The sequence below is a fragment of the Vreelandella hamiltonii genome, assembly GCF_014651775.1.
GTDB classification, from domain to species: Bacteria; Pseudomonadota; Gammaproteobacteria; order Pseudomonadales; family Halomonadaceae; genus Vreelandella; species Vreelandella hamiltonii.
The window spans coordinates 20,293-44,215 of the sequence record NZ_BMXN01000011.1 but is presented as its reverse complement, the minus strand read 5'-3'; the positions used below and the strand labels follow the sequence as shown (position 1 = coordinate 44,215).

At 61.0% G+C, this 23,923-nt stretch carries 17 protein-coding genes; 7 read left to right on the top strand and 10 right to left on the bottom strand.

Features of this window, described 5'->3' with window-relative positions:
* Window positions 1-103: 103 nt before the first annotated feature.
* Together rfaD and waaF are read left to right on the top strand one after the other, a co-directional pair.
* On the top strand, window positions 104-1,060 hold the full coding sequence (gene rfaD / locus IE091_RS10800; RefSeq protein ID WP_016915616.1) for an ADP-glyceromanno-heptose 6-epimerase: 957 nt from the start codon (window positions 104-106) through the stop codon (window positions 1,058-1,060).
* On the top strand, window positions 1,053-2,072 hold the full coding sequence (gene waaF, locus IE091_RS10795; protein ID WP_039179124.1) for a lipopolysaccharide heptosyltransferase II: 1,020 nt from the start codon (window positions 1,053-1,055) through the stop codon (window positions 2,070-2,072). Before rfaD ends, waaF begins: the two co-directional genes overlap by 8 nt.
* Window positions 2,073-2,091: 19 nt before the next feature.
* On the opposite strand, the gene IE091_RS10790 is transcribed toward waaF, so the two are convergent.
* Window positions 2,092-3,744 carry a sulfatase-like hydrolase/transferase gene (locus IE091_RS10790; protein WP_189463642.1) on the bottom strand — a complete coding sequence of 551 codons (1,653 nt, stop codon included), beginning with the start codon at window positions 3,742-3,744 and terminating at the stop codon, window positions 2,092-2,094.
* A 167-nt stretch (window positions 3,745-3,911) separates the two neighbouring features.
* Between IE091_RS10790 and IE091_RS10785 the strand changes: the two genes are divergently transcribed.
* Window positions 3,912-4,673 (top strand): glycosyltransferase family 2 protein, encoded by a 762-nt coding sequence (locus IE091_RS10785; protein WP_039179131.1) that lies wholly within the window; start codon window positions 3,912-3,914, stop codon window positions 4,671-4,673.
* Here the strand turns inward: IE091_RS10785 and IE091_RS10780 are convergent.
* Entirely contained in the window at window positions 4,635-5,696 is a 1,062-nt protein-coding gene (locus IE091_RS10780) for a glycosyltransferase family 9 protein (protein WP_189463641.1), read from the bottom strand. The two genes, IE091_RS10785 and IE091_RS10780, sit on opposite strands and share 39 nt — an antisense overlap.
* Before the next feature lie 84 nt (window positions 5,697-5,780).
* Between IE091_RS10780 and IE091_RS10775 the strand changes: the two genes are divergently transcribed.
* Complete coding sequence (locus IE091_RS10775; RefSeq protein ID WP_189463640.1) at window positions 5,781-6,854, top strand: glycosyltransferase family 4 protein; 1,074 nt, start codon at window positions 5,781-5,783, stop codon at window positions 6,852-6,854.
* On the opposite strand, the gene IE091_RS10770 is transcribed toward IE091_RS10775, so the two are convergent.
* Window positions 6,839-7,585 (bottom strand): 3-deoxy-D-manno-octulosonic acid kinase, encoded by a 747-nt coding sequence (locus IE091_RS10770; RefSeq protein WP_039179139.1) that lies wholly within the window; start codon window positions 7,583-7,585, stop codon window positions 6,839-6,841. The two genes, IE091_RS10775 and IE091_RS10770, sit on opposite strands and share 16 nt — an antisense overlap.
* Here IE091_RS10770 and IE091_RS10765 point away from each other — a divergent pair.
* Genes IE091_RS10765 through waaA form a run of 3 tightly spaced genes read left to right on the top strand, consistent with a single transcriptional unit; the run spans window position 7,584 to window position 11,399 of the window.
* Complete coding sequence (locus IE091_RS10765) at window positions 7,584-8,681, top strand: glycosyltransferase family 9 protein (protein WP_039179142.1); 1,098 nt, start codon at window positions 7,584-7,586, stop codon at window positions 8,679-8,681. The genes IE091_RS10770 and IE091_RS10765 overlap by 2 nt on opposite strands.
* Window positions 8,671-10,101 (top strand): bifunctional D-glycero-beta-D-manno-heptose-7-phosphate kinase/D-glycero-beta-D-manno-heptose 1-phosphate adenylyltransferase HldE, encoded by a 1,431-nt coding sequence (gene hldE / locus IE091_RS10760; protein WP_039179146.1) that lies wholly within the window; start codon window positions 8,671-8,673, stop codon window positions 10,099-10,101. Before IE091_RS10765 ends, hldE begins: the two co-directional genes overlap by 11 nt.
* Window positions 10,101-11,399, top strand: coding sequence for a lipid IV(A) 3-deoxy-D-manno-octulosonic acid transferase (gene waaA, locus IE091_RS10755; RefSeq protein WP_189463639.1), 1,299 nt, complete (start codon window positions 10,101-10,103; stop codon window positions 11,397-11,399). The genes hldE and waaA overlap by 1 nt, the downstream gene beginning before the upstream one ends.
* 34 nt (window positions 11,400-11,433) lie before the next feature.
* Here waaA and pelG read toward each other — a convergent pair whose 3' ends face one another.
* From pelG to IE091_RS10720, 7 genes are all read right to left on the bottom strand, one after another.
* Entirely contained in the window at window positions 11,434-12,816 is a 1,383-nt protein-coding gene (gene pelG / locus IE091_RS10750) for an exopolysaccharide Pel transporter PelG (protein ID WP_189463638.1), read from the bottom strand.
* A gap of 17 nt (window positions 12,817-12,833) precedes the next feature.
* Window positions 12,834-14,411: a GT4 family glycosyltransferase PelF gene (gene pelF / locus IE091_RS10745; protein WP_189463637.1), complete on the bottom strand. Its 1,578-nt coding sequence runs from the start codon at window positions 14,409-14,411 to the stop codon at window positions 12,834-12,836.
* Window positions 14,408-15,463, bottom strand: coding sequence for a HEAT repeat domain-containing protein (locus tag IE091_RS10740; RefSeq protein ID WP_189463636.1), 1,056 nt, complete (start codon window positions 15,461-15,463; stop codon window positions 14,408-14,410). The genes pelF and IE091_RS10740 overlap by 4 nt, the downstream gene beginning before the upstream one ends.
* A complete protein-coding gene (locus tag IE091_RS10735; protein ID WP_189463635.1) occupies window positions 15,450-16,811 on the bottom strand; it encodes a PelD GGDEF domain-containing protein in 1,362 nt (453 codons plus the stop codon). Before IE091_RS10735 ends, IE091_RS10740 begins: the two co-directional genes overlap by 14 nt.
* 11 nt (window positions 16,812-16,822) lie before the next feature.
* Complete coding sequence (locus tag IE091_RS10730; protein WP_189463634.1) at window positions 16,823-17,353, bottom strand: hypothetical protein; 531 nt, start codon at window positions 17,351-17,353, stop codon at window positions 16,823-16,825.
* Window positions 17,354-17,435: 82 nt separating this feature from the next.
* The gene (locus IE091_RS10725) at window positions 17,436-21,125 is read right to left on the bottom strand and encodes a tetratricopeptide repeat protein (RefSeq protein WP_189463633.1); all 3,690 of its coding nucleotides are present in this window, start codon (window positions 21,123-21,125) and stop codon (window positions 17,436-17,438) included.
* Entirely contained in the window at window positions 21,112-23,922 is a 2,811-nt protein-coding gene (locus tag IE091_RS10720; protein WP_229800816.1) for a bifunctional glycoside hydrolase/polysaccharide deacetylase family protein, read from the bottom strand. Before IE091_RS10720 ends, IE091_RS10725 begins: the two co-directional genes overlap by 14 nt.
* Between the last annotated feature and the right edge of the window lies 1 nt (window position 23,923).

The following is a 23,923-nucleotide window of genomic DNA, read 5'->3' as shown; positions in this document are numbered from 1 at the left end:
AAGCACCGTTGGCCATGAATTCATAAGCCGTCAAGTATACAATTACAGGCAGATGGGTTATAGGCACGTTAGCAAAACAGCCGCTTTTGATAAGGAGAACGAGATGATCGTGGTAACAGGCGGCGCCGGGTTTATCGGCGCCAATATTGTCAAAGCGCTAAATGCTCGTGGCCGTGACGATGTGATGGTGGTCGACGACCTGCGCGATGGCACCAAATTCGTCAACCTGGCGGACTGCACGCTCGCCGACTACCTGGACAAGGATGATTTCATTGCCCGGGTGAAAGCCGCGCTGCGCGGTGAAACGGTGGACCTGCCGACCATCGATGCGATTTTCCATGAGGGTGCCTGCTCGGATACCACGGAGTGGGACGGCCACTACATGATGGAGAACAACTTCGAGTACTCCAAGGTGCTGCTCAACTACTGCGAGAAGCTGGGCATTCCGTTTCTGTACGCCTCGTCAGCGGCCACCTACGGCGGCAGCGACGTGTTCAAGGAAGCCCCTGAGCACGAGAAACCGCTCAACGTCTATGGCTACTCCAAACTGCTGTTCGATCAGCACGTGCGTTCGCGCTGGAACGAGCTGACTACCCAAGTGGTAGGTTTCCGTTATTTCAACGTCTACGGCCCTCGAGAGCAGCACAAGGGCAAGATGGCGAGCGTGGCGTACCACAACCATCTCCAGATCCGTAACGGCGAAACGCTGAAACTGTTCGGTGCCTACGGCGGCTATGAGGCGGGCATGCAGAGTCGCGATTTTGTCTACGTCGGCGATGTGGTCGACGTGAACCTCTGGTTCCTGGACAACCCCAGCGCGTCGGGCATCTTCAACCTGGGTACGGGCCGTGCCGAACCTTTCAAGGCGATTGGTGAAGCGGTGATCGATTTCTATGGTCAGGGCGAAATCGACTATATCCCGTTCCCCCAGGAGCTGAAGGGGCGCTACCAGAGCTATACCCGTGCGGACATCGGCCACCTGCGTGCAGCGGGATGTGATGTCGAGTTCAAGACGGTGGCTCAGGGGGTCAAGGCCTATCTGGAGTGGCTGAATGGCTGACTCTGCCAAGCGTCTGCTGGTGGTCGGCCCTTCCTGGGTCGGCGATATGGTCATGGCGCAAAGCCTGTTCATGACCTTGAAGGCGCGCACCCCAGGGGCCACGCTGGGCGTGGTGGCCCCGGCCTGGTCGCAGCCGATTCTCGAGCGCATGCCCGAAGTCGATGAGGTGTTGCCACTGGAGGTCGGCCATGGTGAATTTGGCCTGGCGAGTCGGCGGGAGCTGGCCGCTCGGTTGCGGGGCCGCTTCGACCGCGCCATTGTGCTGCCGCGCTCCTGGAAGGCGGCGCTGGTGCCTTTCATGGCACGGATCCCTGAGCGGGTAGGGTTCCTGGGGGAGCACCGCTACGGGCTGCTGAAAGAGCGCCGCAAGCTGGATAAACAGGTGCTGGATCAGACCGTCAAGCGCTTTGTCTCTCTGGGGCTTCCTGCCTCTGAAGCGCAAACTGGCCAGTTTGCCATTCCCAAGCCCAGGCTCACCATTGACCGTGACAATCTGGTGAATCTGCGGTTGAGCCACGCGCTCTCTTCCCGCCCCGCAATCGGCATGATGCCAGGCGCTGAGTATGGGCCGGCCAAGCAATGGCCATTGGCCTATTTTCATCAGTTGGCGGCAAAACTGGTCAAAGACGGCTTTGAGGTGCGCGTGCTGGGGGGAGCAAAAGACCGTGAGGCGGGGCAGGCGATCGTGAAGGGGCTGTCGCATGCACACAACCTGTGCGGGAAAACCCAGCTGGCCGACGCCGTCGATCTGTTGGCCGACTGCCGTCAGGTGGTCACCAATGACTCTGGCCTGATGCACGTGGCGGCAGCGGTTGGAGTGCGTATTCAGGCGCTATATGGTTCGTCGTCTCCTGCCTATACGCCGCCTCTCACCGAACAGGCGTCCATTCACTACCTGGGGCTCTCCTGCTCGCCATGCTTCGCGCGAGTGTGCCCGCTGGGGCATACCAACTGTCTCAACGATTTGCCCGTCGAGCGCGTCTATCAGTCGATCTGCGCCGACCTGCCGTGAGGGGCTGACGAAGGCGCTGTCAGTGCAGGATCTCGACTTCCTCGGCTTGATCGGCCGGGGTCTCCATGACTTGCGCCGAGGAGCTCTCCTCAGGCTCTCTGCGCTGGGGGGCGAGGCCTTCCCATAGGCGATGCTGAAGCGCTGTTTCTTCGCGCAGACGGGCATTGAGCGTATTCAGCCCGTGGTTTTCCGCCAAGGTAGGACGGCGGCCCAGCAGGGAGGTGCCAAGGCCTGCTCGGCCTTCGTGTAGCGGTAATCCCATGGCGTCCAGTATGGTGGGAAACACATCCAGCATGGTGGCTTCGCGGCGTATCCGCTGGGGAGTCACCCTGTCGCCCAGCATGATCATGGTATTGTCGCGATCCAGCACCGTCAGTTGGTCCCATACCGACACGCGCATGGTCAGGTGGTCGCTGAGCACCACCACCAGCGTATTCTCCAGCAGGTTTTCTGCTTCCAGCCGTTCGATCAGATCGCGGGCCAGCCAGGCCGAACACTCCACTGAGTAAAGAATGTCCTGGCCATCGAAGGCCCCTTGACGGTCAATGCAACGCTGGGCGGGAAAGCCGCTGGGGGCATGGCCCGCGATGCTCAGGTTGACCACTGCCCAGGGGCCATCGTCTTCACGGTTCAAGCGGCGTATTTCGTCGACGGTGAAGTCGTAGAGGGTATCGTCATAGAGGCCCCAGCTATTGAGATACTCGGGGTTCTCCATGTCCGTGATGAAATCCTCCTTGCCCTTGACCGTGTCGAACTGATGCCCTCGGTAAAAGAGACCTTTCCCCGCAAACTGCGTGCTGGCGCCACCCAGATAGCTGAGCCGATAACCTTGACCTGCCAGAATGTCACCCAGGCAGTCTACGCCAGGCACGACCTGGGAAAGGGGTTCGAACTGGCTGTCATGCAACAGGCCAGCAGGCATCAGGGGAACGCCGCACTGGCTGGCGATCATCCCGGCCATGGTCCAGCCGGTGTTGTCCATTTGCTGCACACCTTCGAAGACGATGCCACGCTCACCCAGCACATCCAGGTCATCGTAGGCGTTGCCGAATATGTCGTGACGATAGGTACGCTCGAGGCTTTCCAGGTAGAGGAGCAGCAAGTTAGGTGCATTGGGCTGGTCTTCCAGCGGTGGCTGAACGTAGCGCCGATCCAGCCAGGCCCCGTCATCGGTCACGATGGCGGCACTGCGTTGCCCCAGCCCATACAGCAGCGGGTTCCCGGCTAACAAGGCAATGGCAAAAAAGCGTTCGGTCAGACGCCAACGCTGGTCGTGGCGTGCGATAGAGATGACGGAGATCAGCATGGCGAGCACGACCAGCGTATACACCACTGCCATGACCATTTTGCCGCCACCGCCATGGTCGGCCATGCCCGCTTGCAGATGGAAAAATACCGCGCCCAGGTCCACACTGCCAAAGCTGTCGACCAGGTAGACGTAAATGCCAAACAGGCTCAGCGGTAGCAGCGACCATGGCCAGACGGGGCGGTAGCGGGCATTCAAGGGAGCACCCCAGCGCAGCTTGAGGCCTACCAGCATCCACACGGTGGCGGTGATGAAAAGCGTCCACCAGGGCAAGCGCGTCAAGACAGTAACGGCATAGCCCAGGCTCGCGCCAATCACGACCAGCGGTAGCCAGGGAGTCAGGGGGGGTGACTTGGAAGCGAGCATGCCATGTCCCTTTTCGTCGCTTGCTGAATGAGCCTGTTAGCTTACCAAATCTCGACGTTCATGGTCGTGGTAGCATGCAACGAAACTGGTCATGAAGCATGAGCGAATGGATCGCTCATCTCGTTGTTATAGATTCGTTGATATAAATTCGCTGGGATAGGTGAACTGTGACTATTGCTGCTGTGTTGATCGTCAAAAACGAAGCCCACCATTTGCGTGAATGCCTGGAAACGCTCACTTGGGCCGATGAAATCGTCGTGCTGGATGCGGGCAGCCAGGATGCTACCTGCGAGATTGCCCGCGCGTTCACGGATAAGGTCCATGTGAATGCCGACTGGCAGGGGTTTGGCATTCAGCGCCAGCGAGCAGAAGCCCTGGTAAGCAGTGACTGGATTTTGATGGTCGACGCCGATGAGCGCGTGACCCCTGAATTGCGTGACAGCATTCAGGCCGCCGTTCAGCAGCCGCCTGCTGCCTATAGCGTGAGTCGGCTCTCCTGGTGTTTTGGCCGTTTCATTCGCCACTCGGGCTGGTACCCAGACCGAGTGCTGCGTCTCTACCCGAAAGGTCAGGCAGGGTATAACGCCGCGTTGGTGCACGAGAAGCTGGTCGTCGACGCAGGCCTTGCCGAAAAGCCGTTATCCGGCGACCTGCTTCACTACACCTACCGCGATCTGCGCCACTATCTGGAGAAATCCGCCCACTATGCCCAGGCCTGGGCAGAGCAGCGGGCTGCGCAGGGCAAAACGGCCACGCTATGGCAAGGCATTCGCCATGGTCTGGCCTGCTTTCTCAAGATGTACGTGCTCAAAGCCGGGTTCAAGGATGGCAAGCAGGGGCTGCTGCTGGCTCTGCTCTCTGCGCATTCCACGTTCGCCAAGTACGCTGATCTATGGGTGCGTACCCAAACCGCCGAGAAGCAGCGCTGAGATCTGGTGGGCTGCCGCGTCGAGATCGATGGCAGTCATGTCCTGTGTGTCAGCGCCTGAAGGCGGGCTAAACGCCAGACGCTTTTCCGCCCGGTTGCAAGTTTGCCAGCGCAGCGGCGTGGCTGAGCGCTTGGCCGGATAAAAGCCCGCCGTGGCGATGTCCAGGCAGCCTGCAATATGCAGCGGGCCGGTCGAGCCAGCAATCAGCATCTCCGCTCCGCCAAGCTGCAGGGCAAAGTCATCGACACCTGCGGTGTCGGGGAAGTGGTCTGCTTCAACACCCTGTTTGGCTAGCTGCTCCCTCAACTCTTGTGCCTGAGGCTGCTCACTAGGGCCAGCGCTGATCAGCCAGCGTAGTGGCAAGTGCTGGCACTGCTGGTGAACGTGAGTGATCAACTCGGCGTACTGCGTCACCGATAGATTCACCGCCGAGCCGCCACTGCCAGGATGAACTACCACCACGCGCTCTGACGTATCGTTTATCAACGCTTGGCGTTGTGCATGACGCTGTGCGTCATCCAGCGGCCAGAAGGGTGGTGAAGGCAGGGTAGAGAGTTTCAGCGAAAGGCGTGCCAGCAGCTCACAGGCCAGATCGACGTTGTACTGGTACTCCGGCTTTGCTGACTGCGAGCGGCGTTGGCGTACCCGCACGTTATAGAACACCTGCGCCCACTTGGTCGCGGGGGCAACACGCAGTGCAATGCCTGCTCTCATGCCAAGCCAACCAATGCGTGGCGTCGAGAACAGCGTTAGCAGGGCATCGAATTTCGATTGTTTCACGTGAAACAATAGCGCTTGCTGCGCCGCTTTATCGGCCTGGCTACCGGGGTCGATAATGACCTCATCGACCCATGGGCACGCGTTGGCTAACGGGGCCGTATAAGCGGGCACCAGCACCGTAACGTGGGGCGCAGGCGATGCCTGTTTCAAGCAGGCCAGGGCGGGCCAGGCCAGCATGAAATCTCCAATCTTGTCGTTGCGGACCACTAAAATGCGAGGTTGCGCAGTCTGGGGATGATTCATGAAGGCTCCTGGGGTGATAATGGTCAACCGTGTCAACGTCATGGCAGAGAGGTATCAGTGGCTCACCATATTATGCAGGTCTGTATGTCGAAAGGGTGGGGCGGACTGGAGATGTACCCGTCGCGCATTATGCCTGAATTGCAGCGCCTGGGGGTGGTGAACCATGGCCTTGCCATCGCCGGGTCGCGTGTCGCCAGCAGTATGGAGGGCGCAGGAGCAAGCGTGTTCACGGTGCCGAGTACCGCTCGAGCACTCCTTTCGCTACCTGCGTTGCTGGGTTATATAGACCGGCATCGTATCGATATCGTGCACTGCCATAAGTCGAGTGACCTGCGTGTTGCGGCACTGCTCAGTCTCTTTCGTCCTCGCTTGAAGCTGTTTTTTACCGAGCATATGGGAGTGACGCGCCCCAAGAAAGGTGTGTATCACCGTTTGGCCTATTCGCGGGTAACAAAAGTCTTTTCGATCAGTCAGGCGACCTATCGACGCAACAAGCAGGCATTGCCCGTCTCGGAGGCGCGCCTTCACTGCCTTGGGCTGGGCGTGAACGTGGATGCCTACCAAGGGGCGGTGCACGCCAAATCAGCGCTCGGCCTTCCTGAGGGCGGGTGTTTGATTGCACTGCCAGGACGGCTGACGCCCGGCAAAGGGCATGAGGTGTGGCTGGAGGCATTGGCATCGTTGGATCGCCAAGCGTTGTGGTATGGCTTGATCATTGGCGGTGTCACTGCCGATGAAGGGGCTGACGAATCATTTGTAGCGGCGATCAAGCAAAAGGTCGCAGCGCTTGGTTTGCAAGAGCGCGTCCACTTTCTCGGATTTCGCCAGGACTTACCCGCGCTGCTCCAGGCCATCGATATCGCGTGTATCCCTTCGCGTAATGAAGCCTTTGGGCTGACCGTCATCGAGGCCATGGCTGCCCAATGTGCTGTCGTGGGGGCCAATAGCGGTGCTATCCCCGAATTGATAGACCAGCAAAGAGGTCGCCTGGCCGACCCGCTATCGGCTGAAGAGTGGTCCATTGCCCTGAAAGAACTGATCGATGCGCCGGAGACCAGACGGGTGCTGGGTGAAGAGGCGCGTCGATGGGTGGTCGCGCATATGGCGCTCGACGTGCACGCGAAAAAACTGCTGCGCGAATATCAACTGCCCGAGTGAGAGCCCGCCAGATAGCCCGCCACGATGTGAGTGTGCGGGCGTGCACTGGCAAACTTCACCACAGACCGTTCCAGCCGCTGCAAGTTGCCCGCTTGCCATTTGCCCGGCGGGCGCAGTCGGCAGCGGTCGAGATCGATGAGCCAGGGCTTGCCTGCCTCATCCACCAGAATATTGCGGGCGTTGAGATCCACATGATCAAGCCCTGCCTGGTGAAACCGCTTGATCATGGCGCCTACGCGCATCAACAGCGCCTCGTCTGCCTCTTCGGCGCTCAGTAAGGAGGCGAGCGCTCGGGCGCCCGGGATGCGTACGGTCAGCAGAGCCGCCTCATAGGTCAAACCGAACCGAGTGACGCAGCAGGCCACTGGGCGAGGCACGGGAAGCCCTTGCTCATACAGCGAGGCGGTCAAGCGCACTTCACGAAACGCTCGTGTGCGCTCTGCCCCCAGCCAGACATAGCGCTGCTTGTTGACCTTGGCGATGAGCCCGCCGCGCTGGTAAGGGCGCAGCACCCACTGCTCATGGTCGCATGCTTGCAGGAACAGGCTGCTGCCACGGCCGGGTGCTTCGCCGACTACCAGGCCTCGCGATTGCCAGTAATCTGCCTCGAACAGCGCCGTGCTCAGTGGGTGAGTCGGGGAGGACAGTTGGTGTGATGCGCAGGCGTCACTTAAACTGTCTGCATCATGTAAAATCAGCCCATTTTTCTGCTGGAGTGCCGCTAAGCGCATGAAGCCCTCTCTGCCTGCTCAACCAAACCATATTGCCATTTTGCGCCTCTCCGCGTTGGGAGACGTGTGCAATCTCGTGCCCACGGTGCGAGCGTTGCAGCGCCAGTGGCCGCATGCGCGCATTACCTGGATTATCGGCAAGGGGGAGCACAGTTTACTGGCCGGGCTTTCCGGGGTCGAGTTCGTCGTGTACGACAAAGCGACCGGGCTTGCCGGCATGCGGGCCATCTGGCGTGAGCTGGCCGATACCCGCTTCGACGTGCTGCTGCATATGCAGCAGGCCATTCGTGCCAGTGTGCTCTCGCTCGGTCTCAAAGCCAGCGTCCGGGTAGGGTATGACAAGGCCCGTGCCAAGGACGCCCAGCACTGGTTCACCCAGCACCAGCTAGCCCCCCACGAGAACGCCCATGTGCTGGAGTCGTTCATGGATTTTGCGCGTCTGCTGGGCGTCGAAGACGAGCGTCTGGAGTGGAATCTCGCGGTGCCTGCCGTTGCCTACGAGGAAGCCCGGGCAATCAGTGGCGACACGCCTTATTTGGTGATCAACCCCTGTAGCAATGCGCGCTTGCGCAATTTTCGCAACTGGTCCGTGGAAGGGTATGCCAGCGTGATTGAACACGCCTGGGTACAGCATGGTCTCAAGAGCGTGCTCACGGGGGGCGGTAGCCCCCTGGAGCGTGAAATGGGCGACCATATCGAGGCGCTCTGCCAGCCGGGGAGCGTCATCAATGCCATCGGCGGCACCTCGCTGAAGGGCGTGCTGGCGCTGATCGATAACGCTCGCGCGGTGATTGCCCCGGATACGGGTCCTGCGCATATGGGCAATGCCATGGGTACGCCGACGCTTGGCCTCTATGCCACCACCAACCCCCAGCGGGCTGCGCCCTATCTGTGGCGCGATTTTGCCGTCAATGCGTATCCCGATGCGGTACGCACCTATCTGCATAAATCGGTGGACGAAGTGAGCTGGGGGCAGCGGGTGCGGCATGCCGATGCCATGGACCTGATCAAGGCGGACGACGTCATTGCCAAGTTAGACGCGCTGCTGGCGCATAGCGCAGCGCACACCACAACAGGACTCTCGGATGAAAGTTGATCTAACCGCCCTGGAACATGCCCGCGTACTGGTGGTCGGGGATGTCATGCTCGACCGCTACTGGCATGGCGGCACCTCGCGTATCTCACCGGAAGCGCCGGTGCCCGTGGTACGCGTGGAAGATGCCGATGACCGCCCCGGCGGCGCGGCCAATGTGGCGCTCAACGTGGCGTCATTGGGTGGGCACGCCGCGCTGGCGGGCCTGGTGGGAGAGGATGACAATGCCGAGCTGCTCACGAAGCGCCTGGCGGCAGCCAATGTAAGCACTTACTTCCAGCGCAGCCCTGATGTCCCAACGATTACCAAGCTGCGTGTGATGAGCCGTAACCAGCAGCTGCTGCGCCTGGATTTCGAGCAGCGCCTCGATAGCGTGGACACCAGCGCCCTGCTGGCACAAGTGGAACAGGCGCTGCCCGAATGCGACGTGGTGATCCTGTCGGATTACGGCAAGGGCACGTTGAATCAGGTCGAGCGGCTGATCGAGATGGCTCGCCAGCACGGCAAGCGGGTACTGATCGACCCCAAGGGTCAGGATTTCACCAAGTACCGGGGAGCCAGCCTGATCACTCCTAACCTGGCCGAGTTCGAGGCCGTGGCGGGCCCCTGCGCCACCGACGCTATCCTGGCCGAGCGTGGCGAAGCGCTGCGTGCCGAGCTGGCACTGGAAGCGCTGCTGATTACCCGCAGCGAGAAGGGCATGACGCTGATCCGTGAAGGCCACGCACCGCTGCACCTGCCCACCCGTGCCCAGGAAGTGTTCGATGTCACGGGGGCTGGCGATACCGTGATTGGCCTGATGGGCCTGGCCCTGGCCGCTAACCATGCGCTGCCGGAAGCCATGATGCTGGCCAACTTGGGCGCGGGCCTGGTGGTGGCCAAGCCGGGTACCGCCACGCTCTCCATTGCCGAGCTTTACACCGCGCTGCATGGCGACAAGCTGGCCGAGTTCGGCGTGATCGAGCCAGCGCCTCTGGTCGATGCCGTTCGCGCTGCGCAGCTGCGCGGTGAGCGGGTGGTGATGACCAATGGCTGCTTCGATATTCTCCACGCAGGCCATGTGGCCTACCTGGAACAGGCCAAGCGCCTGGGTGACCGGCTGGTCGTGGCGGTGAACGATGATGCGTCCATTGGCCGGTTGAAAGGGCCGAAGCGCCCCATCAACCCGTTGAACCGACGGATGCAGGTGCTGGCGGGGCTCGGCGCGGTGGATTGGGTGGTGCCGTTCAGTGACGACACGCCTGCCGCCCTGATCGAGCAAGTACTGCCGGATATTCTGGTCAAAGGCGGCGACTACCGCCCCGAAGACATTGCTGGCGGCAGCGCCGTGATTGCCAACGGTGGCGAAGTCAAGGTGCTGGGCTTCGAGGATGGTGTTTCCACCACGGCAATGATCAGCTCGATTCTGGATCGCGAAAGTTGATGACTGCCCCCCGCTGGCCACGGCTGGCCTATTCGGCTGTGCTGTATGGGCTGGCGCCCTTGATTGGCTGGCGCATCTGGCGTGAGCAAGTCCCCACTTGCTCACGACTCCAGCGGCTGGGACTGCGTCTTGAACCTCTGCCGCCCGCGCCGCGCCTTTGGCTGCACTGCGCTTCCGTGGGGGAAGTGCGCGCCGCACGCCCGCTGATCGAAGGGCTGCTGGCGCGCTTTCCTCACCACAGCCTGCTGCTGACCACCATGACGGCTACCGGCGCCAGACAGGCACAGGCGTTGATAGCAGAACAGGAGACTGCCGACCAGACGCGCCTTGCCCACCGTTTTTTGCCGTTGGATTTTCCCGGCGCGGCCAGGCGTTTTGTGGCTCGCGTACAGCCGGACCTTGCCATCCTGTTTGAAACCGAGCTGTGGCCGAACCTGCTTCACGCCTGCCATCGGCAGGCGGTGCCCGTTGCCGTAGTGAACGGCCGACTATCGCCCCGCGCGTTTGGCCGCTACCAGCGTTTGCGCCCGCTGATGCAGGGGGCCTTGGCCAACGTGACGTGGCTGGCTGCCAAGTCGCCAGAGGACGCCGAGCGTTTTCACGCGCTGGGCTGTGCGGCTGAATCCACCACCGTGGTGGGGTCACTGAAGTTCGAACAAGCCTTTCCTGAAAGGCTATTGGAAGAGAGTGAGTACTTACTTAATGTGTGGGGTCAGCGTCCCGTGTGGGTCGCGGGCTCTACCCGAGACGGGGAAGAAGCGCTGCTGCTGGCTGCCCATCGCCAATTGCTTTCGCGCTTCCCCGCGGCGCTGTTAGTGCTGGTGCCCAGGCATCCACAGCGGTTTGATGAAGTGGCGGCCCAGTGTGAGCGTGAAGGGTTCAAGGTCAGTCGTCGAAGCCAGCAACAGCCCGTCACGCCCGCCACCCAGGTCTACCTGGGGGATACGCTGGGCGAGCTGGCGACGCTGTATGCTGCGGGCAGCGTCGCCTATGTGGGGGGGAGTCTGGTGCCACTGGGCGGGCACAACGTGTTGGAACCTGCTGCGCTGGGTAAGCCCGTGCTGTGTGGTCCGTCGCTGGAGAACTTCAGCGATGTTGCCGAGCCGCTCTTGGCGGCCAAGGCACTGACGGTGGTCGCTTCCCACGATGCGCTCGCCAGTGCGCTGGTAGATGCCTTTGCCCACCCGGCCCGTGCCCAACAGGCGGGCCAAGCGGGCAAGGCGGTCATTCAAGCCCAGCGCGGGGCGCTCGCACGTACCTTGACGGGCATCGAGCAGCTGATCCCGAGGCCTTCCTGATAGTGGGCACTCACTCTCTTTATGCTCTGGCTGCTTACCGATGGGGCTGAAGCATGAAGGTCTGGAAGGTGAGTTGCTCAAACTCATGATCGAGTACCGCGAGCCCCACCAGCGACGTAAACAGCAGCGACAGCGCATAGCCATAGCCGTAAAACACTGGGCCCAGCATCTGGCTGAGCAGAGTGAGTAGCACGTTGGCGATGAAGAACAGCAGGCACAGCCAAAGCGCAGGCTTCAGGCGGTCGAGATAAAACAGCACGTTCAAGATGGCCATCAGCAGCACTTGTATGGCGACCGCCACGATGTCGATGTTGAATAGCGGCAGGTACCAGTGGGAGAAGCCGAGCCAGGTAAACAGGGTTGGCCCACTGAGTAGCAGGGCCATGACCGTCATGCCCTGCACCTTGAAGATGTCGTAAATGCCATGCCGAACACTGGCCACCATCTCGCCGCGCAGATCTTCAATGTGCAGCAGCGTATCGCCTTGGCGTATGGCGTCGTAGTAGGTCTGGCAGCGCTCTGCAAAATCCGTTTCCATACGCATGATGAACACGGCCATGCCCGGTACGATGGAGAGGTAAGCCAGAAAAATGGGCAAGTCGTAAATGGGTGAGGCGCGCAGCGGGCCAATAATGGTTTCCGAGGTGCCAGGATGAAACCAGAAGACGAGCTTATCTGCCCAGATACCGAGCTGATAAAACAAGCCAATCGCCATCAGCGCCCGATGACACTGTCCAGCCCGGTGCAGGTCAAAGGCCCATAGCCGATCGCTGGGATAGTGGCGAATCACCATCGCCAGCAGCGTAAAGAGCAGCAGGCTCTGACCCAGCACAAAGCCTCCTAATAGCCCGACCAACCCGTAACTGCTCAGCAGCATGCCGCCCACAAAGGTGGCGCCGTAGCCAAACGCAAAGGCCCACAAGACCTGGCGATACGCTTTTACGCCGGCAACGAACACCGTGACGCACCAGATCATGCTCAGCACGATGAAGCTGATCAGCATTTCAAGCTGATAGAGCCATGGCGTGCCTTGAAAGGTGAACCATAGAAGGCTTGCCCCGACGCTGGCCGCAACGAGCACCACCAGCGTGAGCAGGCCAAACAGATTGGGCAGAATCGCGCTGTCGCGTTTTTCAAACAGTCGGTCGGCCACAAAGCGGGTAAACAGCAGCTGCACCAGTGACGTCAGCAGCAGTGAGCTGGCCACGAGCCAAGTGACCGAGACCAAAAACTCCGTCACATGGGCACTGCCGCCAGGGCTTGCCGCCGTCGACAATACCCCTAGTGCCATCACTGCCAGTATCGACAGCACCCAAGGGCCAGAGCTGATCAAGCCTGCGTAGCCATACGCACGCAGCAGGCTGACGTAACTGTCCTGGCGCAGTAACCGCCGAAGTTCGAAACCAATGCCCGCCATGACCCCTCCTCCAATAGCTATTGGCGCCTGCCCAGCGCGGTGAACAAGCGAGCCGCTGCCGACATCGGAATGGCGGTGGGCGTCATGACCTCGTCATACAGCTGCTGATAGCGCGTCATCATCAAGGCGTCTGTGTAGTCGGCCTCTACGCGGGCTATGCCCGCCGCGCGAGCGTCCAGCCATCTAGCGGGCTGCGTCAGCAGTTGCTCCATGGCATGGGCAGTGGCCATGGGATTGGCGATGGGCACGATCTGCCCCGCCGCCTGTTGGCGTGTCGCGTCGCCGGTCACCAGCTCGCGGCAGGCACCGACATCGCTGCACACCACCGGTATGCCCGCCGCCATGGCTTCCAATACCACCAGCGGCTGGGCTTCGCTGATGGAGGTCAGCACCACCAAGCGCACCTGGGCCAGTATCTCCTCGGTACGTTGGAAGCCGAGAAACCGCACCTGCTTCTCTACCCCTAGTTGCTGGACCAAATCGCGGCACTCCTGGGCATAGGCAGGATCTTCACTGTCGGGCCCGACAATCCAGCCTTGGGTATCAGGGACTTGGCTGATGAGCTGGCGCATCGCGCGAATGAAGGTCTTGATATCCTTGATAGGCGTCACGCGCCCCAGTAGCGCCACAATCGGTTGCTGATTGTTGGCGGTCGCGCTGCGTAGCGGGGCGAAGCGCTCTATTTGAATACCGTTGGGAATAATTCGCGTGCGCGCCTTCTCGGCACCGTCCTGTATCTGCCGTAGGCGGTTGCCTTCGTGTAGCGTGGTAATGTGCGAGGCGCTGGCATAGCTCATGCGGCCAAGGCCCTGGAAAAAGCGAATCCACATCTGGCGAAGGTAGCCCGTATCGATCTGAAAACCGTGTGAAAGCGCGTCGGTGGAGGTTTTGATCCACTTCGCTTCCAGTAGATCGATTTGTCGCTCCTTGGTGTAAATGCCATGTTCGGTAATCGCGAAGGGGAGGTGATGAATATGGTGCGCCAGTGCACCGAGAAACCCCGCGTAACCGGTGGATATGGCATGTAGGCAGCGCCCTTTAGGCAGCCCTTGCGCAATGCTGGCCAGCAAAAACAGTGGCGCATGGATATTGCGCACTGACCAGAAGTAGTCGATGAAGGAGGGCTCGGTGACGTGGGTGAGGTAGTGGTCAACGATTTGCTGCCAAGCCGCCTGGCTATGCAGAAAATCCTCCCGGCTCAAGCCGCCCCGCTGGCCAATCATTTGCGCTACATCACACAGGGCGCGTAGCGGGTCCTGCTGCTCGGGGTTGCGCAGGTTGTCGTGCAGTTCACGCACGGTGTTGAACGTACTGGCTTTGCCTTGACGCGCTTTGATGACCGATAACGAAGGCAGGTCGTCCATCAAATAGTGGCACTCCAGATGCACGACGTTTGCGGGCCGCTCAAACAAAATGCCTTGGTAGTGATCAGGGCGACCACCCAAGAAGACCAAGGCAAAGCGCAGGTGGGGCAGCCCTCGAATCAGCTGATCCACCCAGGCACTGACGCCGCCCCGCACCATGGGGTACGTGCCCTCGAGCAGTAAAATGACATCTGCCGGTATATCGCGTTTACCCAACGTGGGCCATGTCATCGCCAATACTCCATCAAGGGGTGCAGCACAGGGTGTTGGGCGGCGCCAGGGCTCAGCCGGGCAAGCTGCGCCTGCATGTCGTGATAACGCCGTGTCTGGAAGGCCAGCTCAGCGCGGTAAGAGGCCAGGTCATCCTCCTCCATGCCTAGCAATGCGCACTGCGTAAACGCGGCTTCTGCGCTGTCGAACGCTTTCAGTGCCAAGCACAAGCGACCGCGTAACAGCTGGCGATGGGCGGAGTTGGCAAGCCGAATGGCGCTGTCGATCTCACTCAGTGCCTGGGTCAAATAGAAATGTGCCGTGCTGCCCTGGGCGAGATGCAGGTAGTCGTACTCCCAGTTCAGCATGGCGAGCGCTTCGGCATGATGGCCATGTGGGTCACCGTGCTGGTCACGGGTGGCTGTCAGCTGCTGAATACGCTCGTCTAAATCACGCTCGATGCCGCTCAGCATGGAGTAGGCCAGCAAGCGCACATCATCGGTCGGGTCTGCCAGCCCTAAACGCAGTAGGCCAATGGCCTGCCTTGGCGGCAAATGGCGGCAGGCCAAAATCGCTTCTTGTCGAGCTACCGGGCTATCAGTGAAGTTAAGGATGCTGGTGAGCCCCTCGCGCATGGCCATCGAATCCGCGCTGGGGGGCGTCAGGGGCCGATAGGGTAGCGGCGGCAAGTCCAGCGTTTGCCAAGCGCGGTCACGTTCCGGTGCCGCGAAGTAGAGCGCTGGCAATACGGCCAGCAGTAGCCCTACCAAGGCAATGCCTGGCAACAGGAACAGCAGCAAGAACAGCAGCAAAAGGCTGCCCAATACGGGCTGCTGATAGTGGAGCGGTAGCGCCCGCCGAAGGCCTTCGGCCAGCAAGATGCTTCCTGCCGCGTGTCCGGCCAGGAGCGTCAGCGAGGGTGCCCCAAGGCTGGCGCTCCCTCTATCCACGACCCAGCTATCCACCACCCAGCGGTTGGCTACCCACCCCTCCATGCCCAAGCCCGCTACCAGCCAGCACAGGCTTATCAACACGCGCCAACTGGCATGGGGGGGCGCATCAGGACGGCGCATGGGACACCTCTGGGAGATTGCGAAGCGAGAGGAGTTTTTTGGCCGATAGCCGCCCATCAATCACTTGGTAGCCGAGGCGAATGGCCTGACAGGCTTCGCCAAGGCCAGGCTCCGAGGCAAAGAGTTCCTGCAGCCGCTCTGCGTAGATGGCAAAGGCGCGTGGCTGGGTCAAGGGGAGGAGTACATGAAGGCGCGGGGGTAGGTTTGCCTGATGCACCACCCAACTACGGTCCAGGCCGCGCTGTTGGCGTACCACGCTGTCGATGATTCTTTGAATCTGCAAGTCGTTCAGCGGCTGTGCAAAAGCGATGGTCACAAGCAGCGAGGTGAGCTGATGCTCTCGTGCATGGCGTACCCACTGAGCGACCACGGCATGCTGGTCGCCACTGTTTCCTTGGCCAGGGTGCTGAGTATGGTGAAGCATATCTCCAAGCTGTGCCCCAAGCACCGCCAGCAGGTGTAGATGCCCGCGATGAAAATCGATGAAGGGCATCGAGGTCACTGCCACCACCGCGTGAATATGCTCTTCGACATCGATCAGCGGAACCACGGCGAGCAGGGGGGCGTTATCCACATTGAACCCTTGGGTCATGGCGCTTTTCAGGCAGATCATGCGGCGTTGTTCCAGGCAGGCCGCCAGCATCGAGTCATGCCAATCCAGGGACTTTTCGCCCCCAAACCAGATCGCTGCGTGAGGTAACAGCCGCCGCTGTTGATTCACCGGCAGCAGGACGGTTTGCTGGATGCGTGTGTGCAGCGCCAAGAAGTTCAGCAGCTCGCCACCATGCTGCGCCAAGGGATCCTGATGCGAGGAGAGCGACAGGAATTTCTCTTCCAGTGCCCGTAGCGCATCTCGCAAGGTAAACGGATTGGCGGCCAGACGTTCGGCTAGCTGATCGTGGGAGACCCGCAGCAGCTGATAGTGGCGCACGAACTCCTCCAGGCGAGTCGATTGGGCACGGTGCAGAATGGCCATTTGCTGCAATCGCCGCCGCCATACGTCCGCCATTTCACCCGCCACCATGCCTACCAGAATGAGCGCAACGGCAATGGGTAGCCGCTGAGCACGCTCTGCCAGTACATCCCCGTGGTACCAGAACCCTTCCAATCCCATGATGGCAACGCTGAGCAACGCACTGCCAAAGCCCATGGCAAAGCCATAGCGCATCCCCACCAGTAGGGGGGCAATGGCCAGCAGCCAGGTCAATCCGCTACCCAGCAGCAGCGGGTCGTTTGGGTTAATGATCCAGCCAATCACGGGCAGCGCCAGGGTGATGACGAGGGCTTCCAGATAGCGCAGCCAGCGAGGTGCAAGCGCGGGTTGCAGTTCGTCGATGTGCGTGGCCATGGCAGACCTCTCTATTGCAAAGGCAGCGTATCGACGAGATCCGCCATGAGTTTTTGCGCGACGCCGCTGGTACTGCTGAATCCCCAGCCAGTGCGCGCCCCGCTGGCGCTCCACACGATCTCGCCGCTATTCACATCCACCACTCGCAGGCTGATGCCAATCGCCGGTTCGCCATCCAGCCCCGACTTGTATTGCCACTCATCCACCGAGCCGGTCACGCCGTAGCGCACGCCTTGCTGCTGGGCCCAGGCAAGGGCCGCCTGGTAGTCCTGGTCGCTGGGTAGGCTGAGCAAATCCAGGGCGCTTGATCGCGGCGCTTGGCGGAGCGATTGAATGCCACGTTGCTGTAGCAGTGTGACCAGACTGGCTTCCGCCTTATGCCCGGCGAGCGGTGTTTCAGAGTGATTGGCGAGGGGCAGCAGGGCCCAGCTGGCTTGTCGGCTGATGGGGTCGCTGCGATGCACGTCAGTGACAGCGCAGCCGCTCAACAGCAGGCCAAGCAGCGCCAGCCAGATCAGGGGGCGTGATAGATAGATTTGCATGGCAGTATCTCCGAGGGCGCTTGAGCGGCGCCGCAAGCAGTGGGGGAGCAACGGCATGGCCGTTGAGTGACCTGTGGCATGGCTAGTGTCCCAGGAAGTAGTGATAGGTCAGCGATACACCCAGGTTGGTATCGCCTTCGCTACCAGCCCCTTGATCCGCTTCCAACTGCAGGCTGAGCGCATCGTTGCCAAACACGCGGCTGCCTATGGCCAAGCGAGCGTTCAGCCCAATATCGTTATCGGGCAGCCGATAGCCTGCTTCCAGCCCGACTTCCAGCATGGGAGAAGCCAGCTGTGGCGAAGTGGCGTACGGGTCGCCGCGCCGCAGTGTGATGCCCACACCCATAAAGCTGCTGCTATCGGTGAGTAAATCGGGGGCTTGGGTGTCCGCGGTGAGCCGCCGCTGAATATCGTCAGGCAAAGGGTCGTCGATACGGTAGTCGGCGTGATTGGCGAGCAGGCTGATCTCCAACTGCCGCGTTGCCCCTTTGATCAGCGCATGGCGCCAGGCGGCATCTACCCGGTAGCCACTCCCGAGGCTTGCACGGGTTTCTCGGCTGCGCAGGTCGATATGGCTGGCGTTGAGGGTCAGGGTGTCGCGGGCAGTGGGCGTCCACTCCAGCTGGGCTCCCAGGCGATCTTCGATGGCCAGTAACCTCAGGCGCTCATTGATCTCCGAGGTCTGACTGATCTCCCCATACAGCGTACCGGCAAGGCGCGACGTGGCCTGCCAGCGCTGCGCCGCGCTGCCATGAGTGCGGTTGACCCGGTCTGTTTGCAGCTGGCCTACGTGGAGCGTGGTATCGAGCCTGGGGCCATTCCAGCCCAGGGTTAATTCGGCTCCACGCTCATCGTTGATACCGCTGCTATCAACGTCATTAGCAGGCACATCCAACTGGCGCTGTACCAGCGTTAGCTGGCCCCAAAAGCGCTCGCCGCCGAGTTGGTAAACGGCGTCTTGCTCGGCAATCTCCAGCTCGCCCAGGCGTTGATAGGAAGCGCTGCTGGATAGCCGATGGGGCATTTCCTGGGCGAGCTCTACGAGGTCCTGGCGATGGTCTTCCCCTGTATGGGTAAGCGTTTCGGCAAGCGCTCGGGCGTCCTGGCGACGGTCAAGCTGGCGCATAATGGCCAGCCGGTCGGTGGCGGAAAGCGTGCGGCCCAGGTCACTCTCCAGCAGCTGTTCTAGCGTATCGCGATCATTTTTTTCCATGGCGACGGCGAGCACTTGCCATGGCGGGCTGGGATAGCCCAGGGCCTGGGCGCGCAGCAGCAGATAACGGGCATGAAGCGGACGCTGCAGGGCGATGTTGGCGTCGAATAACCACTCGCTATCACTGGCTTGCACGGGCGTTGTGGCAAACGCGTCAGCGACGATATGGTGATACCAGCCACGCACGCTGTCTGGGCCCTGGCGCTGGCCGACCAGTGCCATGACTTGGGTCTGTTCACGGCGCTGCTCACTGCTCAGCGGTGTGTCGAGGTCTTTCAGCAGCCCTGGTGAGAGCTGGCTCAGTGCCGCGATACGGCGGGTAAAGGCAACGTTATGCTGGCCGCTTTGATCCAGCGCATCGGCGTAATACAGCTGCTGCCAGTCATCCAGCACGCGGGCCTCGCTGGCCAAGGCGTACCACATCAGGGCTTGGTCTAAATTGCCTAAATAGCGATGGCCCTCTGCCATCGCGCTCATCATGGCGGGCGTATTGGAAGCCGTGGGCTGCCACACTGCAAGGCGCTGGCGCAGCACGTCCGCCTCACCTGCCGCAGCCAGGGCGTAAAGCATGCCTGCTTGCAGGCTTGGGTCGTCAGGCGATAATTCCAGGGCGCGTTGATAGGCCGCCATGGCCTCGTCTGGGGCACGCTGGAGCAATGCTTGCTGTGCGACAGCTCCCCAGTAATCGGGAGACCGCGCAAACTGCTCGGGCGCTTGGTCGGCCATGGCCAGTAACATTTGTGTCAGCGCTGGCTGGCGCTCACGCTGGGCGAGGTACAGCATTTGAATCAAGGCATCGCCATCTCTCGCTTGTGTCCACCGCTGCTCCGACACCCGCATCGCCAGGTCTAACCGTTGCTGATCGGCGGCGGTTTGGATAAGGCGAGAGGTGCCGTCTGCATCGAGTGCCCCCTGTTCAAACAGGGCGGTATAGGCTTCCAGGCTTGCCGCGCTGTCACCTAGCTGCCACGCCAAGGCAGCCCGCTGTTGCCAGTATCCGGTAGCTGTGCCGTGGGCAGCGGGTTGGGCGTTGGCAAGGACATCGAGTGCGCTATCCAGCTGCCAGGTTTGTGCCAGTATGTTGCTTTGTGCCTGAACAAACGCAGGCTGAGCACCGTACTGGGCATTGATGGCAGCCCAGGCCTCGCCTGCTTCCTCCAGGCGTCCGGTTTGCTCAAGCCATGTGGCGGCGCGAATGGCCAGCGACTGGTCGCGGATACCCGCCGCTTGCCAGGATTGAATGCGGGCGATGGCAGCATCCGGGTCGCCCAGCTGTTCCAGCAGATCTGCCCAGAGCTGACGATCTTCCAGGGTAATCGAACCATTGTTCTCTAATCGGGTAAGTGCCTGTAAGGCCACGCCACGGTCACGCACGCTAAGCGCCAGCGCTACCACCCATCGGTCATGGCGCTCTTCGCCGGTCAGCCTCGCTAGCGCTTGCGCACTTCGCATGGCCCCTGCTGCATCGCCCGACCACTGCTGCGTTTGCGCTAACTGCTCCAGATAGCGCGGCTGCTCTGGATGGCGTTGGCGGAGAAGGGCCAGCGCGTCCAAGGCGCTGGCGAGTTCGTTGAGCCCCAGCGCGATGGTGACATGACGCTCTAGCGTTGCAGTGTCGGGCTGTACGTCGATAAGTTGCTGTGACCACGCTAGCGCCTGTTGGGGCTGGCCGTGGGCAAGCGCTAACCGAATGCCGAGATCCAGCAGCTCAGGGTCTCTTGGAAACACGCTGAGGTATTCGCGGGCGTAACCGACGCCGTCGTCGTCCTGGCTTTGCTGTGCAGAGCGCAGCGCTTCTAGCGCGGCAGCCCGACGGGGAGACTCTGGCGATGCCTCGTCAGCTTGGGCGTAAGCAGGGCTCACCAGCCAGCCTAGCCAGCCCAGTGTCACCACGGGTGTTTCCGCCACTTGGTAAGCGCGATGCCAAGCCGCAGCGGAACGGTCTGGGTGCCCGGCTCTTAGCCACCAATGGCCTGCCAGAGAGAGCCAGTGATATTGACGCTCCACATCTTGCTCCCCTAACCGCTCGTACAAGGCCGCTGCATTGGCCGGGTGCTCCGTGGCCAGCCAGTAAGTGGCCATGGTTTCCAGATACGCAGAGGGCAGGAGAGCATGATGTTGAAACGCCAGCAGCAAGCGCTGAAAGCTCTGAACCGCGTCTAGCCGCTCTGCATGGTCAGAGGCAATGGCAGCCAACAACTGCCATTCGATGCTGAGTCTCAGCCACTGCACTGTGATATCACGGCTGTCATGCAGCGGTTCCAGGGTCGCTTTGGCGAGCGCAAACTCGCCCACCTGAAACAGCTTGTTGGCGAGGCTGATACGCAGCTCGACATTGCCGGGGTTGGCATTCAGCAGTGCCTGGGAGTACAGAATGGATATCCGGCTGGGCATGCTGTCGCTGTTTTCCAGCATGAGCAGGTGATGTGCGGGAAAGAGCAGCACCAGCATCAAGGCCACGACGGCTGCAATGAGACGTAGCGTGAGTGGCCGAATGAGCCGCCGGGCAGGCAGCGCCACCGCTTTACGAACCGTGGGGGCGGGCTTATCGGTTAGCACAGCGCACCTCGATACGCTCACCGCGAGCGCTGCCATAGTGTAGGAAGGTACTGGTGGCGCGTTGCTCCAGGCGTGCATTCGGGGCCGAGACCTGGCAGCCCTGGGTGGCGGCAAGCTCCACCTGCAAAGGCACGTGCTCCGCCGCGATAGATAGCGTGATCTGCCCCGGCGACGTTTGTTGCCACGTTTCAATGCGCCCGTTGGCGTAGCGCAAATGAGGTGTCTGGGGGGCGTGAGGCGAGAGATAGAGCTGGGCACCCGTGGCCCCCGAGAGCGCCACATAGCGGCCTGATGCAATCTCGCGAACACCCGCCACATTCGTCGAGCGCTCTAGATCGGGCCAGCCAAGCGATGTCGGCAGGCGCAGCGTACGCATATGGTGGGTTCCCTGAATCACCCAGCCGCCGTCCAGGTGGCGTGCCACCCCTGTGTGGTACCACTGGGTGGCCACATCGCTCCAGGTGCTGGTGTATACCGGCAGTGTCTCTTGGGTGAGCACATACTCGTACACCTGATGCAGTGCCCGTAACGCCCCGGGGCTGGCGGCCGAATAGAAGTGGTAATAGATATCGATGGGCTTCAAACGGCGAGGCTGGTCGGTAATCTGGTAGGTTTCAATGGCGCGACGATAGCCCCAGAGTGGGCCCAACATGTTGTTGGTGTAGACGTTTTCATTGATCTGCGGTGCGTAGACCTGCAGATAGCGACCCACCGGCCGTAGCATGGGATACACCCGGGTCATGGTGGGATTGCTGTGCGTCACGCTGGTGTTGCCGCCATTGATATTGCGAAGACCGAGCTCGTCGGCAATGGCCAGGGCTTCTTCCGGCGGCAGCGCGTTGCCTGTCCAGAGTACGACGCTGACGGGCTTTCCGGCAGGCGCCAGCGTACGGTTGATATAGTTGGCAGACCCCTCGATTTCTCGACGTAATGAAAACCGATAGTTAGGGATCGGCATGTTGTAGTTGAAGCCTGCCGTGGTTTTCCCTTGGCCGGCCAAATCGTTTTCGTTGAGGCTTTCCCACTCGAAGGGATGGCTGAAGGTATGGGTCGCCACCTCTACCCAAGGCAGGGCAAAGATGCGTCGAGCCAAGGGTTCGAGTACCGAACGATACTGCGGGTAGAGACCGTCTGGGCCTATTTCACCCTCGATGATCGATACCGTCGTAGGCACTTGGTAGCGCATCAGAATATCGGACAGCATCAATTCGCCGGTAAAGGGCGTGCCCGGCAGGTCGGCTCGACTGACAAAGGCGTCGCCATCGATCTGGGTCATCCAGTACCGGGCGCCGTTCTCTGTGGTGGCATCGGGCACGGGAATATCGGGCAGGGCCAGGGCGCGCTGTAAAAATTTGAATGGGTCGAGGTTCCAGCGTTTTTGGTACTCGTTCGCCTCTTCGACTACCCATGGGTAGCTGGCCAGGCCTCCCCAGTCACCGGTAACGATGGGCGCAAAGTGACGGCCAGCGTTATCACGAATAGTGAGATGAGCGGTGAGGCCACTGCCCACCATTTCGTAACTGGTTTGTGGCACGGGGGGCGGCAATGGCATGCCTTCAAAATTGGCCACGTCATCATGATTCACCACGCTCAGGCCCTGAGCAGCAATGCCATGGACTTCACGCAATCCCATCAAGCGGCCCAGCGTACCGGCAATCGGCACCCCCGGTACGCCCACTATCGCGGCCCGTAAGCCGTGCTCCATTTGATGTTGTAACCAAGCGCCGTAGTGGGGAGCGTTGGTGATTGGCTCGTTGAACCATGTCACGACACCGGCGTAACGGCCATGTAGTAGATCGCTGGGCAATGGCCCATTGACGTCCAGATACTCTGCGCCGTAACCCAGGTATTCCAGTGGCATCGCCAGGTAGCGGTGAGCATTGGTGTACGCCAGCTCTCCGGCTTCCGTTTTAGACTTGTCGAACAAGACCAGCACTCTGCGTGGTATGGGTTCAACAAGTCCCACACCCATTTGATTGAGCTGCGGCACGCTGACCCAGGGAATGAAGCCTTCGGCATGGATACGCTGTGCGGTGGTTCTGGCCAGTTCACGTTGAGCGGCCGGCACGTAATCGATGGCGATGGCGGGTAAGCGGTAGTGGTCACGAACACGGGCGAGCTGCTGGTAAAGCCAAGCCTGGTCGTTGTCGGGGACTGCCCCGTATACCTGGGTCGTCGGGTTCCATCCCCGGTAGAGTGACTCTGCGGCCACGCCAACAATCTCTCCATGCACTTGCTCCAGGACTTCAAAACCGCGGTTGAGCAGCAGCTGCATCTCAGGAAACTGCTGCTTGATGGCATGAATAATGTCCACCAGTGCGGCCTGCTGACGCTCGGCGGCTGGTCCATCGGGTGCAAATAAGCGATAGCTGTCTAGCGTATCCAGAAACAGTCCGCGATAACCTGCTTGCCACAGCGGCCGGATGTGCTCTTCAAGAAGGTATGTGCGCCATGCTGGGTGTGTCAGATCCGCCACCTGGCTATTCCAGGCAGCGTTGGAAGCGACGAGCGCAGCAGCGGGCAGCGAGGTAGTGGCACCCCGCCACGCGTCGAGCTCACCGATGCTGACATAGGCAAACGGCTGGCCTCCATGCTGCGCCAGCAGGCGCTGCTCGGCGCTGTCGACATTGGCGGCCTCCACCACGATCCAGTCAAACTGAGAGAGCAGTTCAACCGGGGGCTCATTGCCATAATAGAACGCGACGCTAGGCTGCCGGGCGGGGGAGTCTGCGTAGACGAAGGCGCTGACAAGCCCCAGCAGCCAGCACAGCAACGTGCACATGAAGAGCCTACTCATC

Excerpts from the sequence above, each read along its gene's own strand:
- rfaD (WP_016915616.1), top strand. The coding sequence starts at position 104 with ATGATCGTGGTAACAGGCGGCGCCGGGTTTATCGGCGCCAATATTGTC.
- waaF (WP_039179124.1), top strand. The coding sequence starts at position 1,053 with ATGGCTGACTCTGCCAAGCGTCTGCTGGTGGTCGGCCCTTCCTGGGTC.
- IE091_RS10790 (WP_189463642.1), bottom strand. The coding sequence starts at position 3,744 with ATGCTCGCTTCCAAGTCACCCCCCCTGACTCCCTGGCTACCGCTGGTC.
- IE091_RS10780 (WP_189463641.1), bottom strand. The coding sequence starts at position 5,696 with ATGAATCATCCCCAGACTGCGCAACCTCGCATTTTAGTGGTCCGCAAC.
- IE091_RS10775 (WP_189463640.1), top strand. The coding sequence starts at position 5,781 with ATGTCGAAAGGGTGGGGCGGACTGGAGATGTACCCGTCGCGCATTATG.
- IE091_RS10765 (WP_039179142.1), top strand. The coding sequence starts at position 7,584 with ATGAAGCCCTCTCTGCCTGCTCAACCAAACCATATTGCCATTTTGCGC.
- IE091_RS10770 (WP_039179139.1), bottom strand. The coding sequence starts at position 7,585 with ATGCGCTTAGCGGCACTCCAGCAGAAAAATGGGCTGATTTTACATGAT.
- hldE (WP_039179146.1), top strand. The coding sequence starts at position 8,671 with ATGAAAGTTGATCTAACCGCCCTGGAACATGCCCGCGTACTGGTGGTC.
- waaA (WP_189463639.1), top strand. The coding sequence starts at position 10,101 with ATGACTGCCCCCCGCTGGCCACGGCTGGCCTATTCGGCTGTGCTGTAT.
- pelG (WP_189463638.1), bottom strand. The coding sequence starts at position 12,816 with ATGGCGGGCATTGGTTTCGAACTTCGGCGGTTACTGCGCCAGGACAGT.
- pelF (WP_189463637.1), bottom strand. The coding sequence starts at position 14,411 with ATGACATGGCCCACGTTGGGTAAACGCGATATACCGGCAGATGTCATT.
- IE091_RS10740 (WP_189463636.1), bottom strand. The coding sequence starts at position 15,463 with ATGCGCCGTCCTGATGCGCCCCCCCATGCCAGTTGGCGCGTGTTGATA.
- IE091_RS10735 (WP_189463635.1), bottom strand. The coding sequence starts at position 16,811 with ATGGCCACGCACATCGACGAACTGCAACCCGCGCTTGCACCTCGCTGG.
- IE091_RS10730 (WP_189463634.1), bottom strand. The coding sequence starts at position 17,353 with ATGCAAATCTATCTATCACGCCCCCTGATCTGGCTGGCGCTGCTTGGC.
- IE091_RS10720 (WP_229800816.1), bottom strand. The coding sequence starts at position 23,922 with ATGAGTAGGCTCTTCATGTGCACGTTGCTGTGCTGGCTGCTGGGGCTT.